This is a genomic window from Nocardioides sp. Root122, assembly GCF_001425025.1.
Lineage (GTDB): Bacteria > Actinomycetota > Actinomycetes > Propionibacteriales > Nocardioidaceae > Nocardioides.
The window spans coordinates 253,839-272,144 of sequence record NZ_LMDE01000009.1 but is presented as its reverse complement, the minus strand read 5'-3'; the positions used below and the strand labels follow the sequence as shown (position 1 = coordinate 272,144).

General features: G+C 70.2%; 15 protein-coding genes. 3 read left to right on the top strand and 12 right to left on the bottom strand.

Annotated features, from left to right (window positions below; all coding sequences use genetic code 11):
• Positions 1-14: 14 nt before the first annotated feature.
• The 6 genes from ASC64_RS08585 to ASC64_RS08560 all read right to left on the bottom strand — a co-directional run bounded on the left by ASC64_RS08585 (position 15) and on the right by ASC64_RS08560 (position 6,034).
• A complete protein-coding gene (locus tag ASC64_RS08585; RefSeq protein ID WP_056907108.1) occupies positions 15-656 on the bottom strand; it encodes a cobalamin B12-binding domain-containing protein in 642 nt (213 codons plus the stop codon).
• A gap of 58 nt (positions 657-714) precedes the next feature.
• Positions 715-1,692 (bottom strand): sulfate/molybdate ABC transporter ATP-binding protein, encoded by a 978-nt coding sequence (locus ASC64_RS08580; protein WP_056907107.1) that lies wholly within the window; start codon positions 1,690-1,692, stop codon positions 715-717.
• Positions 1,693-1,744: 52 nt separating this feature from the next.
• Entirely contained in the window at positions 1,745-2,557 is an 813-nt protein-coding gene (locus tag ASC64_RS08575) for a sulfate ABC transporter permease (RefSeq protein WP_056907106.1), read from the bottom strand.
• Positions 2,550-3,395 carry a sulfate ABC transporter permease subunit CysT gene (cysT, locus tag ASC64_RS08570; protein WP_056907105.1) on the bottom strand — a complete coding sequence of 282 codons (846 nt, stop codon included), beginning with the start codon at positions 3,393-3,395 and terminating at the stop codon, positions 2,550-2,552. The genes ASC64_RS08575 and cysT overlap by 8 nt, the downstream gene beginning before the upstream one ends.
• A complete protein-coding gene (locus ASC64_RS08565) occupies positions 3,392-4,420 on the bottom strand; it encodes a sulfate ABC transporter substrate-binding protein (RefSeq protein ID WP_056907104.1) in 1,029 nt (342 codons plus the stop codon). The genes cysT and ASC64_RS08565 overlap by 4 nt, the downstream gene beginning before the upstream one ends.
• Before the next feature lie 156 nt (positions 4,421-4,576).
• A complete protein-coding gene (locus tag ASC64_RS08560) occupies positions 4,577-6,034 on the bottom strand; it encodes a glycosyl hydrolase family 18 protein (RefSeq protein ID WP_283099986.1) in 1,458 nt (485 codons plus the stop codon).
• A gap of 375 nt (positions 6,035-6,409) precedes the next feature.
• Here ASC64_RS08560 and ASC64_RS08555 point away from each other — a divergent pair, with 375 nt between their 5' ends.
• Entirely contained in the window at positions 6,410-8,344 is a 1,935-nt protein-coding gene (locus ASC64_RS08555; protein WP_283099987.1) for a 2-oxoacid:acceptor oxidoreductase subunit alpha, read from the top strand.
• A 14-nt stretch (positions 8,345-8,358) separates the two neighbouring features.
• Positions 8,359-9,453 carry a 2-oxoacid:ferredoxin oxidoreductase subunit beta gene (locus tag ASC64_RS08550; protein ID WP_439956807.1) on the top strand — a complete coding sequence of 365 codons (1,095 nt, stop codon included), beginning with the start codon at positions 8,359-8,361 and terminating at the stop codon, positions 9,451-9,453.
• A 39-nt stretch (positions 9,454-9,492) separates the two neighbouring features.
• On the opposite strand, the gene ASC64_RS08545 is transcribed toward ASC64_RS08550, so the two are convergent.
• Positions 9,493-9,927 (bottom strand): hypothetical protein, encoded by a 435-nt coding sequence (locus tag ASC64_RS08545; RefSeq protein WP_156385096.1) that lies wholly within the window; start codon positions 9,925-9,927, stop codon positions 9,493-9,495.
• 75 nt (positions 9,928-10,002) lie between these two features.
• Here ASC64_RS08545 and rarD point away from each other — a divergent pair, with 75 nt between their 5' ends.
• Positions 10,003-10,911 (top strand): EamA family transporter RarD, encoded by a 909-nt coding sequence (gene rarD, locus ASC64_RS08540; RefSeq protein ID WP_056907099.1) that lies wholly within the window; start codon positions 10,003-10,005, stop codon positions 10,909-10,911.
• Between the two features lie 68 nt (positions 10,912-10,979).
• On the opposite strand, the gene ASC64_RS08535 is transcribed toward rarD, so the two are convergent.
• From ASC64_RS08535 to nuoL, 5 genes are all read right to left on the bottom strand, one after another.
• Positions 10,980-11,867: a hypothetical protein gene (locus tag ASC64_RS08535; protein WP_056907098.1), complete on the bottom strand. Its 888-nt coding sequence runs from the start codon at positions 11,865-11,867 to the stop codon at positions 10,980-10,982.
• Positions 11,868-12,256: 389 nt separating this feature from the next.
• On the bottom strand, positions 12,257-13,258 hold the full coding sequence (locus ASC64_RS08530; protein ID WP_200937535.1) for a polyprenyl synthetase family protein: 1,002 nt from the start codon (positions 13,256-13,258) through the stop codon (positions 12,257-12,259).
• Complete coding sequence (nuoN, locus tag ASC64_RS08525) at positions 13,255-14,847, bottom strand: NADH-quinone oxidoreductase subunit NuoN (RefSeq protein ID WP_056907097.1); 1,593 nt, start codon at positions 14,845-14,847, stop codon at positions 13,255-13,257. Before nuoN ends, ASC64_RS08530 begins: the two co-directional genes overlap by 4 nt.
• Positions 14,844-16,340, bottom strand: a complete 1,497-nt coding sequence (locus tag ASC64_RS08520) for an NADH-quinone oxidoreductase subunit M (protein WP_056907096.1) — start codon at positions 16,338-16,340, stop codon at positions 14,844-14,846. Before ASC64_RS08520 ends, nuoN begins: the two co-directional genes overlap by 4 nt.
• Positions 16,337-18,262, bottom strand: a complete 1,926-nt coding sequence (gene nuoL / locus ASC64_RS08515) for an NADH-quinone oxidoreductase subunit L (RefSeq protein WP_056907242.1) — start codon at positions 18,260-18,262, stop codon at positions 16,337-16,339. Before nuoL ends, ASC64_RS08520 begins: the two co-directional genes overlap by 4 nt.
• Positions 18,263-18,306 lie beyond the last annotated feature (44 nt).

Genomic DNA, 18,306 nt, shown 5'->3' with positions numbered 1-18,306 from the left:
CGCGGGCGGGTCGGTCAGCTCGCCAGCACCGTGCGGAGGAAGTGCACGGCCGCCACGGGGTCGTGCGGCAGGTGGTGGGCCCGCAGCTGCTCGGCCACGCCCTGGGTCGCGCCGCGCCCGGCCACGAAGACCGGGTGCTCGACCGCCAGGCGGCTGATCGCAGCCGCCTCGGCGGTCAGCGCGGTGTCGCGGGTCGCCGCGATCACGACCGCGTCGGCGTTGGACGCGCGGGCGGCCGCGACGATCGCAGGCATGGGGGTGTCGGCGCCGAGGAACCTGGTGCGCGCGCCGTTCTCCCCGAGGAGCAGCGAGAAGCACAGCAGCACCAGGTCGTGCCGCTCCCCCGGCGGGCAGGCCAGCAGCACGACCGGACCCCCGGTGGCGTCGGCGCTGCGCGGGCGGCCGGTGTAGGCCCACAGCCAACGGCGCAGCAGGTTGCTCACGAAGTGCTCGTGCGCGACCGAGAGGCGCCCCTCCTCCCACCGGTCGCCGAGCTCGGCGAGGAACGGCAGCACGACCTGCATGATGGCTTCGCTGAGGTCGCGCTCCCAGAGCAGCCCCGCGAGGGTGTCGTCGGCGACCTCACCGTCGAAGGTCTCCACCGCGGCCCAGAGCCGTTCGGTGGAGGCCTTCACTTCCTCCGTCACCGTGATCACAGGTGAACGCTAGTGCGTTGCGACAACCTGCGGCAGCGACCTGGGGGTGGGGCCGTGATCAGCCGGCGAACCGCATCGACGGCACGACGGCCGCACCCGGCGCCGCGGTGACCCACACCGTGCTGCCCTCGCGGAGGTCGAGGGAGCGCGCCTCGGCCCGCGACAGCACCACGTGGACGTCGTCGCCGGCGACGGTGAGCACGTTGAGACGTACCTCGAAGCCCACCTTGAGCAGGCGCGAGATGGTGCCCTCGGTCGAGCCGGCGAGGATCGGGGTGGTCGAGACGTCCACGTCGTGCGGGCGGAGCGAGACGCCGGCGATCTGCGTCACGTCGCCGAGGAACGACATCACGAAGTCGTTGGCCGGCGTCTCGTAGAGCTCGTCGGGGGTGCCGACCTGCTCGACGCGGCCCTCGTTGATCACCACGATCTCGTCGGCGACCTCCATCGCCTCCTCCTGGTCGTGGGTCACGAACACCGTGGTGACCGGCACCTCGTCGTGGAGGCGGCGCAGCCAGTCGCGCAGCTCCTTGCGGACCTTCGCGTCGAGCGCGCCGAACGGCTCGTCGAGCAGCAGCACGCTGGGCTCCACCGCGAGGGCGCGGGCGAGCGCCATGCGCTGCCGCTGGCCGCCGGAGAGCTGGGCGGGGAGGCGGTGGCCGAACTGGGACAGGTGCACGAGCTTGAGCAGCTCCTCGACGCGGGCCGCCACCTGCTCCTTGGGCTTCTTGCGGATCTCGAGGCCGAAGGCGACGTTCTTGGCGACCGTCATGTGCTTGAAGACGGCGTAGTGCTGGAACACGAAGCCGACGTTGCGCTTCTGGGCCGGAAGGCCGGTGGCGTCGACGCCCTCGATCGAGACGGTTCCGGTGTCGGCGGTCTCCAGGCCGGCAATCACCCGCAGCAGGGTCGACTTGCCACCGCCGGACGGGCCGAGCAGCGCGGTGAGCTGGCCCGTGGGGAGCGAGACGGTGACGTCGTCGAGGGCCACGAAGTCGCCCCACGTCTTCGTGACGTTGTTGATCTCGATGCTCATTCGGGGCCCCCGGCGAAGCGCGAGCGAAGCGAGTGGTGTGTTGGGGTGAATCTCATGCGTGCGACTCCTTGGGTCGGAGGAGGGAGACCACGACGATGCAGATCACCGCGATGGCCGCCAGGATGAAGGCCGTGCTGTAGGCAGCGGCCTGCTCGAAGTTCTGGTACTTCTGCTCGACGACGAGCGTCGCCGTCTGGGTCTCGCCGGTGAAGTTGCCCGAGACGATCTTGACCGCCCCGAACTCACCGAGCGAGCGGGCGAGGGACAGCACGACGCCGTAGACCACGGCCCACTTGATCGAGGGCAGCGTGATCCGCCAGAAGGTCTGGCGACCCGTGGCGCCGAGGCTGCGGGCGGCCTGCTCCTGGTCGTCGCCGAGCTCGGTGAGCACCGGGACCACCTCGCGGATGACGAGCGGCAGGGCCACGAAGCAGGTGGCCATGATCATGCCGGGCGAGCTGAAGATGACCTGGAGACCGGCCGACTCCAGCGTCGGGCCGAACCAGCCGGTGCGGCCGTTGTAGACCAGCAGCAGCGCCAGGCCGACCACGACCGGGGAGACCGACATCGGTAGGTCGACGAGCGCGGAGAGCACCCGCTTCCCGGGGAACTCGTGCCGCACCAGGAGCAGCGAGATCGTGACGCCGAAGACCAGGTTGATCACCACGGCCCAGAGAGCGATCTCCGCGGTCAGCAGGAGGGCGCGCTGGACGTACTGGTCCTGCAAGGTCTCGGTGAAGGTCGTGAGGCCGTCGTCGAAGGTGTGCTCGGCGACCAGCGAGACCGGCCAGGCGACCAGGAAGAAGACGTAGCCGACGGCCACGGCCCGCAGGGCCCAGCGGACGGGGAGGGGCGGCTCAACCACGTCGGCTCACCCGCCTCTGCAGCAGGTCGAGGGCGACGATGACGACCAGGGCGACGAACAGCATGATCGACGCCAGCGCGGCCGCGGCCGCGGTGTTGCCGCCCTCGATGAACGAGAGCACGCGCACGGAGACCACCTCGGTCCTGAAGGGGAGGTTGCCCGAGAGCAGCACCAGCGAGCCGTACTCGGAGATCGCCCGGGCGAAGGAGAGTGCCGCACCGGCGGCGATCGCCGGGACCAGGCTCGGCAGGATCACCCGACGGAACGTGGTGAGGCCGGTGGCGCCCAAGGAGGCGGCCGCCTCCTCCACGTCGGTGTCGAGCTCCTCCAGGACCGGCTGGACGGTGCGGACGATGAAGGGGAGCGTGACGAACGCCAGGGCGAGCGTGACCGCCCGCTCGGTGTTGGCCCAGTGCAGGCCCAGCGGGCTGTTCGGCCCGTAGAGACTGAGCAGCACCAGGCCGGCCACGATCGTGGGCAGCGCGAACGGGATGTCGATGACGACGTCGAGCGCGCGCTTGCCGAAGAACCGGTCCCGGACCAGCACCCAGGCGATGACGGTGCCGATCACGATGTTGACCAGCGTGACGACGACCGACTGCCCGACGGTGAGCCGGATCGCGGCCCAGGCCTGCGGGCTGGTGAGGGTGCTGGCGTAGGCGTCCCAGCCGCCACCGGCTGCGGTCACGACCAGTGCCGAGAGCGGGATCAGCACGAGCAGGCTGAACCAGGTGACGGCGATCCCGAGGCTGAGCCCGGAGGTGCGGGTCAGCGTGTGGCCCGGCGACCTCCGGCGCAGCCGGCGGACGGGCGTGACCGCAGCGGTGGCGGAGCTCATCCGAGGGTGCCCGTCTCTTCCTGGAGCCGGGTGATGATGCCGTCGTTCTCGTCGAAGAACTTCGAGTTCGCCTCGCCCCAGCCACCGAAGTCGTCGTCGATGGTGAGCAGCGTGCCCGGGGTCGGGAACGGGTCGGACGGGTCGTTCGCGCCCTCGACCTCGGGCAGGGTCACGCCGTCGACGACCGGGCGGAAGCCGAAGGTGGCGTAGTCGGCCTGGGCGTCCGGCGTGAGCTGGAAGTCGAGGAAGGCCTGCGCCGTGTCGGACGAGTCGGTCGTGACCGCGGCCGGGTTCTCGATCAGCAGGGTGTCGTCGGGGACGACGTAGTCGAAGGCCTCACCGTTGGCGCGGGCCAGGATCGCCTCGTTCTCGTAGGAGATGAGCACGTCGCCGTTGCCCTCGGAGAACGCGGTGGTCGCCTCGCGGCCCGAGCTCGGGAGCGAGATCGTGTTGCCGAGGAACTTCTCGACGAACTCGGTGGCGTCCTTCTCGGAGCCGCCGGCCTGGATGGCGTGGCCCCAGGCGCCGAGGATGTTCCACTTCGCCGAGCCGGACGAGGCCGGGTTGGGCGTGATGATCTCGACGCCCGGCTTGATCAGGTCGTCCCAGCCCCGGATGTCCTTCGGGTTGCCCTCGCGGACGACGAAGGAGACCACCGAGGACGTGACGATGCCCTGCGTGTCGGTGTTGTCCTTCCAGCCCTCGTCGACCAGGCCGGCGTCGACGAGACGCTGGATGTCGGGCTCGAGGGAGAAGTGGACGACGTCGGCGTCGAGGCCTCCCTCGACCGCGCGGGACTGGTCACCCGAGGCGCCGTACGACGTCTTGAAGGTGACGTCCTTGCCTGCGTCGGTGCCCTCGAAGTCCTCGAAGACGGGCTTGTTGGCGGCTTCGAGCACCGAGTAGCCGACGACGCTCAGCGTGTTCGCGTCGGAGTCGCTCGAGCCACCGGCGGCGGAGCAGGCGGACAGGGCCAGTCCGGAGACCAGAGCGGCCGCGAGGGCGGCGCGTGAACGGTTCTGCATGAGGGGTACTCGACTTTCTTGATCGGTGAGCAATGTCGAGAAAGATACATGACTTTATTGATCACAAGGACATTGGTCCGCGTGTCGTGCCGCACACCCGCCCCCGGGCACGGCAACGGGCGGACCGCCTTCCCGAGAGGCGGCGAGTGCGGGGTGCTAGTTCTTGAGCCCGTTGTCGACGGCGGTGATCAGCTCACCGTTGGACGTGTCTCCCGACAGCTCCCAGAAGAAGGCCCCGGCCAGGCCCTGCTGCTTGGCGTAGGCCATCTTGGCCCCGATCGTCTGCGGGGTGTCGTAGCTCCACCACTGGTCGCCGCACTTCGCGTACGCCGTGCCGCCGACCGTGCCGGTGGCCGGGCAGCGCTGCTTGAGCACCTTGTAGTCCTCGATGCCCTGCTCATAGGTGCCCGGCGCCGGGCCCGTTGCGGACCCGCCCGGCGCGGACTGGCTGACCCCGGCCCAGCCGCGACCGTAGAAGCCGATGCCCAGGAGGAGCTTGGACGACGGGATGCCCAGCGACCTGAGCTTGGCGATCGCGGTGCTCGAGTCGAAGCCCTGCGTCGGGATGCCGGCGTACGACGTCAGCGGCGAGTGCGGGGCCGTCGGGCCCTGGGCCGCGAAGGCGCCGAAGTAGTCGTAGGTCATGGGCATGTACCAGTTGACGTACTGCGCGGCCTCGCCGTATCCGCCCTTCTCGATCTTGCCGCCGCTGGTCCCGTCGGCAGTGATCGCGGCGGTGACCAGGTCGTTGCCGAAGGCGGTGCGCAGCGCCTGCATCAGCCGCGGGAAGGCCTGGGTGCCGCTGGCGTCGCAGGACAGGCCACAGGCGTTGGGGTACTCCCAGTCGATGTCGATGCCGTCGAAGACGTCTGCCCAGCGCGGGTCCTCGACGAGGGCGCGGCACGACTGCGCGAACGCGGTCGGGTCCTGCGCCGCCTGGGTGAAGCCGCCGGACCAGGTCCAGCCGCCGAACGACCAGATGACCTTGAGGTGCGGGTACTTCGCCTTGAGCTTGCGGAGCTGGTTGAAGTTGCCGCGCAGGCTCTGGTCCCAGGTGTCGGCCACGCCGTCGACGCTCTGCGCGGCGGTGTAGGCCTTGTCGTGGTCGGCGTAGGAGTCACCCACCGTGCAGCGGCCGTTCTGGACGTTGCCGAAGGCATAGAGGATGTGGGTCAGCCTGGCGGCCGAGCCGTTGGTGACAAGGTCCTTGGCGTGGAAGTTGCGGGCGTACGTCGCCCAGTTGGTGAAGTAGCCGATGACCTTCTTGCCGCTCGGGTCGGGCGGCGTGGTGGTCGGGGGCGGGGTCGTCGGCGGGGTCGTCGTGGGCGGGGTGGTGGGCGGCGTGGTCGGGCCGTCACAGGCGCCGAGGTCGACCCAGACACCCCACTCCCCCGTCGTCCCGGGCACCTCGCCCTGGGTCCACCACTTCGCGCGGTAGGTGTGGCCCTGGTGGGTCACCTGGTCGCCGTTGGTGTAGATCGCGGTCCGGCTCCAGGTCGGCGCCGTGCAGGACGCCGCGGCGGCGGCCGACGTCCCGCCGGTGCCGACGAACGCGATCGGCACGAGCGCGGCCGCGGCGACGACGGCGACGACCGCTCCGACAGCCCGCCTCAACGGCCCCGTCGTAGGCCTGGACCTTGTCGTGGACTTCCCCTTGGTCTTCATCTGATCCTCCCGAGTGGATGCGGACGCAGGCGCGCCCGTGCCTCGAAACTAGGGAGCCTGTGACGTGCACCACAAGAGGTTGGTTAGATCGCCTTACTAATTACCTCGCCGTAATACGTACGGTCCCCTAACAAAAGGGCAGGTCACCCCACCGATGGGCCGGATCCCGCGTGGCTGCGCCCTCCTCGCCCGTCGTCCCGCATGCTGGGACGACGCGGCGGCAGCGATCGGGGTGGACGTTCGCATGACCCGCGTCACAGCCGCCGTGGGGAGCGCGTCCCACGGGTCAGGCAGGGCTCGTCTGCGCGTGTCCGGCGGCTATCGTTGCCGCTTGTGGTAGCACCCGAGAAACAGGTCAAGCAGCTCGACCGCGTCATCATCCGGTTCGCCGGCGACTCCGGCGACGGCATGCAGCTCACCGGCGACCGGTTCACGCAGGAGACGGCCGTCTTCGGCAACGACCTGGTGACCCTGCCGAACTTCCCCGCCGAGATCCGCGCCCCTCAGGGGACGCTGCCCGGAGTCTCGTCCTTCCAGGTGCACTTCGCCGACCACGACATCCTCACCGCGGGCGACGCCCCCGACGTGCTCGTCGCGATGAACCCCGCCGCGCTGCGCGCCAACCTCGGCGACCTGACCCCCGGCGCGACGATCATCGTGGACACCCACGACTTCACCGCGCGCAACCTCACCAAGGCCGGCTACCAGGCCAACCCGCTCGAGGACGAGAGCCTGGCCGACTTCGTGGTGCACACCGTCGACCTGACGGGCATGACGGTCGAGGCGGTCAAGGAGTTCGGCCTCTCCCGCAAGGACGCCTCGCGCGCGAAGAACATGTTCGCGCTGGGCCTCCTGTCGTGGATGTACGGCCGCCCGACCGAGACGACCGTCGACTTCGTCTCCAAGCGCTTCGCCAAGGTCCCCGCGATCCGCGACGCCAACATCACCGCCTTCAAGTCCGGCTGGTACTTCGGCGAGACCACCGAGGCGTTCGCGGTCCGCTACGAGATCAAGCCGGCCACCATGCCGTCCGGCACCTACCGCAACATCACCGGCAACCTCGCCCTGTCCTACGGCCTCATCGCCGGCGGCGTGCAGGCCGGGCTGCCAGTCTTCCTGGGGTCCTACCCGATCACCCCGGCCTCCGACATCCTCCACGAGCTCTCGAAGCACAAGGGCTTCGGCGTGACGACGTTCCAGGCCGAGGACGAGATCGCGGGCGTGGGTGCCGCCATCGGCGCATCCTTCGCCGGCCAGCTGGGCGTCACCACCACGTCCGGCCCGGGCGTCTCCCTCAAGTCGGAGGCGATCGGCCTCGCGATCATGACCGAGCTGCCGCTCGTCGTCGTCGACGTGCAGCGTGGCGGGCCGTCGACCGGCCTGCCCACCAAGACCGAGCAGGCCGACCTGCTCCAGGCGATGTTCGGCCGCAACGGCGAGGCACCGCTCCCGATCGTCGCGCCGCGCTCCCCCGGCGACTGCTTCGACGCGGCCGTCGAGGCCGTGCGCATCGCCATCACCTACCGCACGCCGGTCATGCTGCTCTCCGACGGCTACCTCGCCAACGGCTCCGAGCCGTGGCGGATCCCGTCCCTCGACGAGCTGCCGGCGATCGACCCGGCGTTCGCCACCGAGACCAACCACGGCGAGGGCGACGACGCCGAGTTCTGGCCCTACCTGCGCGACGAGGCCACCTTGGCGCGCCCGTGGGCGATCCCGGGCACCCCGGGCCTCGAGCACCGCCTCGGCGGGCTCGAGAAGGGCGACGGCCACGGCAACATCTCCTACGACCCGGCCAACCACGACTTCATGGTCCGCACCCGCCAGGCCAAGGTCGACCGCGTCGCCGACTCGCTGCCGCCGCTCGAGGTCGACGACCCCAGCGGCGAGGCCAAGGTGCTCGTCCTCGGCTGGGGCTCGACCTACGGCCCCATCGGCGCCGGCGTACGCCGGGTGCGCAAGGCCGGCTACCACGTCGCGCAGGCACACCTTCGGCACCTCAACCCGTTCCCCAAGGACCTGGGCGAGGTGCTCAAGCGCTACGACAAGGTGCTGGTGCCCGAGATGAACCTCGGCCAGCTCTCCCTGCTGCTCCGCGCCGAGTACCTCGTCGACGTCGTCGGCTACAACGAGGTGCGCGGCCTCCCGCTCAAGGCCACCCAGCTGGCCCACGTGATCGCCGACCTCGTCGGCCAGGCCGAGGACACCACCGTGGAGCTCGGCATCTGGGGCCAGCCGTCCCAGAAGGAGGATGTGTGATGACCACCCAGCCACTGACCGAGCTAGGAATCCCGTCGTTCCGCTCCGGCACGGAGAGCGTGCCCGCCACCGACGAGCCCCAGACCGGCAAGGACTTCACCTCCGACCAGGAGGTGCGCTGGTGCCCCGGCTGCGGTGACTACGCCGTGCTCAAGGCCGTGCAGTCCTTCCTGCCCGACCTCGGGCTGCGGCGCGAGAACATCGTGTTCATCTCCGGGATCGGCTGCTCCTCGCGCTTCCCCTACTACCTCGACACCTACGGCATGCACTCGATCCACGGCCGTGCGCCGACGATCGCGACCGGCATCGCCACGGCCCGCGAGGACCTCTCGGTGTGGGTGGTCACCGGTGACGGCGACGCGCTGTCGATCGGCGGCAACCACCTCATCCACGCGCTGCGCCGCAACGTCAACATGACGATCCTGCTGTTCAACAACCGGATCTACGGCCTCACCAAGGGCCAGTACTCCCCGACCTCGGAGACGGGCAAGGTCACCAAGTCCACCCCGATGGGCTCGCTGGACCACCCGTTCAACCCGGTGTCGCTGGCCCTGGGCGCGGAGGGCACCTTCGTGGCGCGCACCATCGACTCCGACCGCAAGCACCTCACCTCGGTGCTGGCGGCGGCCGCCGCCCACCGCGGCACGTCCCTGGTGGAGATCTACCAGAACTGCCCGATCTTCAACGACGGGGCGTTCGACGCGATCAAGTCGCCTGAGACCAAGGCCGACGCGATCATCCCGCTCGTCCAGGGCGAGCCGATCACCTTCGGTGTGGACGGCGCCAAGGCGCTGGTGCACGACGAGGCGACGGGCGGCGTGAAGGTGGTCGAGACGGCCGACGTGGACGCGGCTGACATCTTGGTCCACGACGCGCACAACCCCGAGCCGACGACGGCGTTCGCGATCTCGCGGCTCACCGACTCCGGCTACCTCAACACCTCGCCGATCGGCATCTTCCGGCAGGTCGAGCGCACGACGTACGACGACGCGGCTCGCCAGCAGGTGGCGGTGGCCACCGGTGACGCCTCCGGAAATGACGACACCGCCGACCGCGCTGCCCGACTGGCTGCGCTGATCAGCGGTGGCGACACCTGGACCGTCGGCTGACGACCGGCTGACCTCGGGGTCAGCGGTCGCCCTGCGGGCTCAGTCGAAGTACAGGGTCCAGACGGTGCCCTTGGTGTTGCCGTAGCCGTTGGAGTGGTCGACCTTGGAGCGCCACTTCCAGCGGCCCTTCTCGGGGGCGAAGATGCGGGTCTTGAAGACGCCGTTGTCGTTGGTCTTGACCTTCTTCACGGTCTTCCACTTGCAGGAGCCGCACGCCTTCTTGAGGATCTTCACCTTCTGGTTGGCGTAGGGAAGGACGGTGCCGTCGACCTGGGGCTCGGTGACGACGCCCTTGAGCTTGAAGGCGTTGTAGCTGACCTGGTGGTCGCGGGGCGGCTCCTCGTCGATGATGCGCTTGACCGACGACCCGGCGCTGGCGCTGACGCTCAGCGCGCCGGTGACGAGCAGAGCAGTGACGAGTGCTGCCAGGACGGCGCGGAACATCCGCATGTGGAACTCCCCCTCGAGATTCATCGATCAGTTCTGACCGTGGTCCCGGCGTCGGGACCAGGCCCATCGTAGGCGACGACCCACCCCTAGACTTCGCGAGTGCCAGATAGCCGTCGTGGACTGATCCTGGGCGCCCTGGCCTACGTCCTCTGGGGCACCTTCCCGCTCTACTGGCGACTGCTCGAGCCGGCCGGAGCCGTCGAGATCCTCGCCCACCGCATCGTCTGGTCCCTCGTGACCATGGTGCTGGTGCTCGTGCTGTGGCGCCGCGTGGGCCAGCTGCAGGCACTGCTGCGCAACCGCCGCCGGCTCCTGCTCATCAGCGCCGCAGCCGTGGTCATCACCTTCAACTGGGGTGGCTACATCTGGGGCGTCAACAACGGTCGCGTGGTCGAGACCTCGCTCGGCTACTTCATCAACCCGCTCGTCACCGTCCTCATGGGCGTGCTCGTCCTCGGCGAGCGGCTGCGCCGACTGCAGTGGGTGGCGATGGGCATCGCCCTCGTCGCCGTGGTGGTGCTCACCGCCGACTACGGACGGCCCCCCTGGATCGCGCTCCTGCTGGCCTTCTCCTTCGGCACCTACGGCCTGCTCAAGAAGCAGGCGGGGGTCGGCGCGGTGGAGAGCATCACGTTCGAGACCATGCTGCTGGCGCCGGTCGCCGGGGCCTACGTCCTGTGGCTGGTCGCGACCGGCGAGTCCACGTTCGGCACCGAGGGCGTCGGGCACGCGCTGCTCTTCACGACCACCGGCATCGTCACCGCCGTCCCCCTGATGCTCTTCGGCGCGGCCGCGATCCGGGTCTCGATGGTCTCCCTCGGCCTGCTCCAGTACCTCGCGCCGACGATCCAGTTCGCCCTCGGCATCGCCGTCTTCCACGAGGACATGCCCGCGAGCCGCTGGATCGGCTTCGGCCTCGTCTGGGTCGCCCTTGCCCTCTTCACGGTCGAGGCGCTCAACCACCGCCGCCGCCAGCTGCGCCTCGTGGCCCACGCCAGCGCCGCCTGACCCCGCCCTCCCGGGTAGTCCCCTACGTTCTGAACGCCGACGCCGGGTAGTCCCCTACGTTCTGGACGTCAGGCCGCGTCGCCCGTGCGGTGCGCCAGGAGTCGCGCGCGCTGCTGGGTGGAGAGTGCGCGGCGGTCGGCCACCGTCTCGGTCGGAACCCACCACGACGGCTGGTCGAGGGTCCACGGTCGGACGGAAGGCCCGACGCGACGCGCCTCTTCGCGGGCGTCGTACAGCATCTCGGCCAGGGCGCCGCGGTCCTGCATGTTGGCCTCGACGACCGTGATCATGGTGATGCCGTGCGCCTCGAGCAACGTGGTGCGCTGCCGGTCCAGGTCGGCACGGGGCCGCCCGTCATGGACATGGCCGTTGTACTCGATGGCGAGCCCCGTCTCCACGTCCAGGAGGTCACAGGTCGCCAGGTGCTGCCCGAACCTGTCGAAGATCGCCGCGTTGCACAAGGGCCGGTCGAGGCCGGCGTCCAGCACCCACACCAGCCGCAATGCGGTCTCCTGCCACGACCACGAGTTCTCGTCCATGTGCTCGACCGCGGCGCGCACCTTGTCGACACCCGTCTGCGGCAGCATCGCAGCCGCCCACCGCTCGAGCTCGGCGCGCGACACCAGGTCGGAGTACGCCGCCATGTCGGCGATCGCCACGGCCCGGCGTGCGTCGGAGGCGTGGCGCAGCTCCCAGGCGAGCGCCCAGAGGAGCGACGTGACCGCGAGGCCGTCGACGACCTCGAGGTCGCCCATGCCGAGCGTCTCCGACGTGACCTGGATCCCGCTCTGTGGGCGGATGCGCGAGCTCCCGATCGCCAGAGGAACGGGCACCGGGGTGCCGTCCGGACCGCGACCGTGGAACCACGTCCCGCCGGACCACGCCAGCGCGGCCCAGCCGGTCACGCCGCCGTACGCCGGGAGCACCGCGCCGGCTTCCACGATGCGCTGGTCCACGGTCGGCTCGACATGGGCGGGGACGTACAACCCCCGGCTCGTACGACGCCACGAACCGTCGCGCGTCTGCCGCCCTTTCGGACCGCGGCGACCTGTCGGGTCGCGGCGTACGGGCCAGACCAGCCCCGGGCGGGTGGGGAGCGCATGCGTCCGGTCTCTGTCCATCCACGCAGGCTGGACTCAGAGAGCGCGTCGTGCCGCCCGCTCTCCACATACGTGGCGTCCACGGGCGCGGAAGCGCCGCTGTGGACGCTCTCTGGTCCGTCCAGAACGTAGGGGACTACCCCGCGTCTCGGTGCAGAACGTAGGGGACTACCCCGCGTCTCGGTGCAGAACGTAGGGGACTACCCCGCGTCTCGGTGCAGAACGTAGGGGACTACCGCCAGGGGTCAGGCGGAGCGGGTGGCGACGATGTCGGCGAAGGACTCCAGGGCCGTGCGGACCGGGCCGGGATCGAGGACCTCGAGGAGCTTCTTGGCCTGGGTGGCCTGGCCGAGGACGTAGTCGCGGGCCCGGTCCATGGCCGGGTGGCGCCGCAACAGCTCGAGGGCCTCGGCGTGGAGGTCGTCGTCGGTGAGCGGGCGGCCGAGGAGCTCGAGCAGGCGGGCGTCGGCCGGGTCGGTCGAGGCCTGAGCCATCAGGACCGGGAGCGTGGGCACGCCCTCGCGCAGGTCGGTGCCCGGGGTCTTGCCCGAGGTGTCGGACTCCGAGGCGATGTCGAGGATGTCGTCGGAGAGCTGGAAGGCCGAGCCGACGATCTCGCCGTAGGCGCGCAGCGCCTCCACGACCTCGGGCCGCGCGCCACCGAACATCGCGCCGTAGCGGGCCGAGGTGGCGATCAGCGAGCCGGTCTTGCCGGCGACGACCTCGAGGTAGTGCTGGAGCGGGTCGTCCCCCGCCTCCGGCGTCACGGTCTCGAGGATCTGGCCCTCGACGAGGCGCGTGAAGGTCTGCGCCTGGATCTTGACCGCCTCGGGCCCGAGGTCGGCGGTCAGCTCGGAGGAGCGGCCGAACAGGAAGTCGCCGGTGAGGATCGCGACGTGGTTGTCCCAGCGGGCGTTGGCCGTGTCGGCCCCGCGCCGCAGCGCGGCCTCGTCCATGACGTCGTCGTGGTAGAGCGAGGCCACGTGGGTGAGCTCCACGACGCAGGCCGCGGTGTGCACCTCCTCGGCCTCCGGGTGGGTGCCGGTCTCCGCCGCCAGCAGCACCAGCAGCGGGCGGAACCGCTTGCCACCGGCTGCCATGAGGTGCGCCGCGGCGCGCGAGACGTAGGGCGTACGTCCCTGGCAGTGGCCGACCAGCAGCTCCTCCACGCGCGCCAACCGCTCGACGAGCCGAGCCTCGAGCTCGGGGTCGACGACAGGCAGGGCCAGGGACGAAGCGTCGCTCACCTGATGAATTCTCCAGCAACCGCCGCCAGGTCGAGCACCGGGCCCGGCAGCACGCCGAGGACCAGCGTCACGGCCGCGCCGACGGCGATCGTCGTGGCCGTCAGGACGGACGGGTACGCGACGCTCGGGCCGTCGCCGACCGGCTCGTCGAAGTACATGACCTTGATGACCCGGACGTAGAGGTAGGCAGCGATGATGCTCGCCAGGACCGCGGCCACCACGACCGGCCAGGCGCCCGCCGCGAGCGCGACCGAGAAGACCGCCAGCTTGCCGACGAAGCCGGACGTGAGCGGGATGCCCGCCATCGCCAGGAGGAAGAAGGCGAACACGGCCGCCACCACGGGCGACTCCTTGCCGAGCCCGGCCCAGCGGTCGATGGCGGTGGTCTCGCCACCGCTGTCGCGCACCAGGCTGACCACGGCGAAGGCGCCGATCGTGGCGAAGCCGTAGGTGGTGAGGTAGAAGAGCACCGCCTGCAGCGAGGAGATCTCGCCGACCGCGAGGTCGTTGGACGCCTGCAGGCCGAGGACGCCGGTGAGGATGAAGCCGGTGTGGGCGACCGAGGAGTACGCCAGCAGGCGCTTGATGTCGGTCTGGGTGATCGCCAGCGCTGCCCCGACGAACATCGAGAGGACGGCGATGATCCACAACATCGGCTGCCAGGACCAGCGGTCGGCGCCGAGGGCGACGTAGAACAGGCGCATGATCGCGCCGAACGCGGCGACCTTGGTGCCGGCGGCCATGAACGCGGTGACCGGAGTGGGCGCGCCCTGGTAGACGTCGGGGGTCCAGGCCTGGAAGGGCACCGCGCCGACCTTGAACAGCAGGCCCACCGAGAGCAGGCCGGTGCCGATCAGCAGCATGGTGGAGCTGCCGACGTCGTTGCGCACGGCCTCGTTGATCGCGGCGAAGTCCATCGAGCCGGCGAAGCCGTAGAGCAGCGCCGCGCCGTAGAGGAAGAAGCCGGACGAGAACGCGCCGAGCAGGAAGTACTTCAGCGCCGCCTCCTGGCTCAGCAGGCGGCGACGGCGCGCGAGCCCGCTCAGCAGGTAGAGCGGGAGCGAGAGGACCTCGAGGCCGACGAACATGGTCAGCAGGTCGTTGGCGGCCGGGAAGAGCATCATGCCGAAGACCGCGAACATCATCAGCGGGTAGACCTCGGTGTGCTCGCGGTTGGCCGCGATGGACGCGGTCTCCGCGTCGGTCCCGGGCACCGCGGCGGCCTGCCCGGCGAACGCCGAGACGCCGCCGTCGAGGTGGCGCTCCGCGAAGAGCAGCACGCCGGCGATGGCCAGCGCGAGCACGAGGCCCCAGATGAACAGGCTGGGCCCGTCGACGGCGATCGTGCCGCCGACCGCCAGGATGCCGCGCGCGGCCCCGTCGTCGTACGACTTCACGTCCTGGGCGACCAGGACCACACCGACCAGGGCGGCCACGAGGCCACCGAGGGCCAGCACCACCTGGGCGGTGTAGCGCACCGCCCGGGGGGCGAACGCCTCGACGACGACGCCGAGGCAGGCCACGCCGAAGACGGCGAGGAGCGGCCAGAGCTCGAAGTACTCGACGCTGGGCTTCACGAACTCGGTCACTGGTGACCAGCCTCCTTGGCCTCCTGGCCGATGCCCACACCCACGAGGGTGTCGTGGACGACGGGATTGATGACGTCGAGCAGCGGCGACGGGAAGAAGCCGAACAGCACGAGTGCGAGCGCCAGCGGCGCGATGATGCCGACCTCACGACGGTCGAGGTCGGCCACCGGGACCACACCCGTCCGGTCGGGGCCGGTCATGGTGCGCTGGTACATCCAGAGCGCGTAGAACGCGGCCAGGACGATGGCCAGGACCGCGACCGAGCCGACCAGCCAGTGGTGGTCGAACGCGGCGACGATGACCATCAGCTCGGAGACGAACGGCGACAGGCCGGGCAGGCCGCAGGCCGCCAGTCCGGCGACGAGGAAGAAGCCCGCCAGGACCGGCGCGGTCTTCTCGACACCGCCCATCGCGCGGATCGACGCCGTCCCGGTGCGGTTGATGAGGAACCCGGCGACCAGGAACATCAGCGCGGTCGCGATGCCGTGGTTGACCATGTAGAGGATCGCCCCGGTGCCACCGGTGGGGCTGAACACGAAGATGCCCAGCACGATGAAGCCGAAGTGGGACAGCGAGGTCAGACCGATCAGGCGCAGCACGTCGTCCTGGCCGATCGCGACGAGCGCGCCGTAGATGATCGAGATCAGCGCGAGCACCACCACGACCGGCGTCGCCCACTGCGAGGCGTCGGGCAGCAGGCCGAGGCAGAACCGCAGCATGCCGAAGGTGCCGATCTTGTCGAGGATGCAGACCAGCAGCACGGACGTGCCGGTGGTCGCCTTCTCGGTCGTGTCGGCCAGCCAGGTGTGCACCGGGAACATCGGCGCCTTGATCGCGAAGGCGATGAAGAAGCCGAGGAACAGCCAGCGCTGGGTGATCGGGTCGATGTCGATCGCGGCCAGGTCGCTGAGCAGGAAGCTCGGCGTGCCGGCGTCGGCGGAGACGACGTAGAGGCCGATCACCGACGCGAGCATCACCAGTCCACCGGCGAGCTGGTAGATCAGGAACTTGGTGGCCGCGCGCCCTCGACCGGCGCGACCGAAGCCACCGATGAGGAAGTACGCAGGGATGAGCGTGGCCTCGAACACGACGTAGAACAGCAGCACGTCGGTCGCGGTGAAGACCGCCAGCGACATCGCCTCGAGCGCCAGCGTCCAGGCGAAGAACGCACGGGCTCCGCCGTTGCCCACGGCCTCGGACTCACGCCAGCCGGCCAGCAGCACGATCGGCACGAGCACGACCGTGAGCAGCACCATCAGCAGGCCCAGCCCGTCGACGCCGAGGGCGTAGTGGACGCCCAGGGACTCGATCCAGGTGTGGGTCTCGGTGAGCTGCATGCCGTCGCCGGCGTCGTACTGCGTCGCGGCGACCACGCCGGCGACCAGGGTCGCCCCGGAGAAGCCGAGGCCGACGGTGCGGGCGAGGCCGCCGGGCACGAAGGCCGTGACGAGCGCGCCGACCAGCGGCAGCAGGATCAGGACAGACAAGATCATCCGAGGTTCACCGCCAGGAGAGCGAGGACGACCAGCAGGGCGCCACCGAGGAGGGACAGGGCGTAGGAGCGGACGAAGCCGTTCTGGAGGCGGCGCATCACGTTGGACAACCCGCCGACAGCGGCGGAGCCGCCCTCGACGACCCCGTCGACGCCGACGCGGTCGAAGGTGGTCAGGCCGCCGACGAGCGAGGCGCCGGGACGCACCACGACGGCGTCGTTGATGGCGTCGCCGTAGAGGTCGGCGCGGGCCGCCCGCGTCGCGAACGACACGTCACGCGGGGCTTCGCGCGGGACGTCGCGCTTGCCGACCAGGAACCAGGCAGCCGCGATGCCGATGGCGACGACGCCGACGATGAGCAGGGTGATCACGAGCGCCGGCAGCGGCGGCTCGTGGTGCTCGGCGTGACCGGTGACCGGCTCCAGCCAGTTCACGATCCAGTCACCGAGCAGCAGCACGCCACCGAGGACCGACAGCGCGGCGAGGACGACGAGCGGGACGGTCATCACCTTGGGCGACTCGTGCGGGTGCACGTCGGCCTCCCAGCGCTTCTCGGTGAAGAACGTCATCAGCATCAGGCGCGTCATGTAGAACGCGGTGATGCCGGCGCCGAGCATGGCCAGCAGGCCGACGAGGAGGTTGTCGGCGAGCGCGGTCTCGATGATGCGGTCCTTGGACCAGAAGCCGGAGAAGCCGGGGAACCCGATGATCGCGAGGTAGCCCATCGCGAAGGTCAGGAAGGTGACCGGCATGGCCTTGTTGAGCGCGCCGTAGTGGCGCATGTCGACGTCGTCGTCCATGCCGTGCATGACCGAGCCGGCGCCCAGGAACATGTTGGCCTTGAAGAAGCCGTGCGTGAGCAGGTGGAAGATCGCGAACGGGTAGCCGACCGGGCCGAGGCCGGCAGCGAGCATCATGTAGCCGATCTGGCTCATCGTGGAACCGGCCAGCGCCTTCTTGATGTCGTCCTTGGCGCAGCCGAGGATCGCGCCCCACAGCAGCGTGACCGTGGCGACGACCACGACGGCGGTCTGCGCGATCGGCGCGAGCTCGAAGATGAAGTTCGCGCGCACGACGAGGTAGACGCCGGCGGTGACCATGGTGGCCGCGTGGATGAGGGCCGAGACCGGGGTCGGGCCCTCCATCGCGTCGAGCAGCCACGCCTGGAGCGGGACCTGGGCGGACTTGCCGCAGGCACCGAGCAGCAGCAGCAGGCCGAGCGCGGTGAGCGTGTCCTGCGAGGCGTCGCCGGCGTGCTCGCTGACACCGGCGAAGTCCGTGGTGCCGAAGGTCGCGAACATCAGGGCGATCGCCAGCGAGAGGCCGATGTCGCCGACGCGGTTGATGACGAACGCCTTCTTGGCCGCGGCGGCCGCGGACGGCTTGTGCTGCCAGAAGCCGATCAGCAGGTACGACGCCAGGCCGACGCCCTCCCAGCCGAGGAACAGGCCCACGAAGTTGGCCGAGAGGATCAGCGTGAGCATCGCGGCGACGAAGAGGTTGAGGTAGCCGAAGAACCGGCGGCGCCGGGGGTCGTGCTCCATGTAGCCGATGGCGTAGACGTGGATCAGGGAGCCGACACCGGTGATCAGCAGCAGGAACAGCGCGGCGAGCTGGTCGTAGAGCAGGTCCATGCCGACGCTCAGCGACCCGGTCTCGAACCAGGTGTAGAGGTGCTGGCCGACCTGGCGCTCCTCCTCACCCCGCCCGAGCAGGGCGAGGAACAGGACCAGGCTCAGCACGAACGACGCGACCGCCGCGGCGGTGCCGACGAGGTGGCCGCGCCGGTCGAAGGTCTCCCGGACGGAGGCCGGCAGGAACGGCGCCACGGCGAGGAGCAGGACCGCGCCGAGCAGCGGCAGGCCGATGACCAGCCACAGCAGGTCGAAGACCCCGCCGGCAGCGGTGTCGGGCGCGACCACGGGCGCGTGGGCACCGCCCTCCGCCGTGGGGAGTCCCGCGAGGA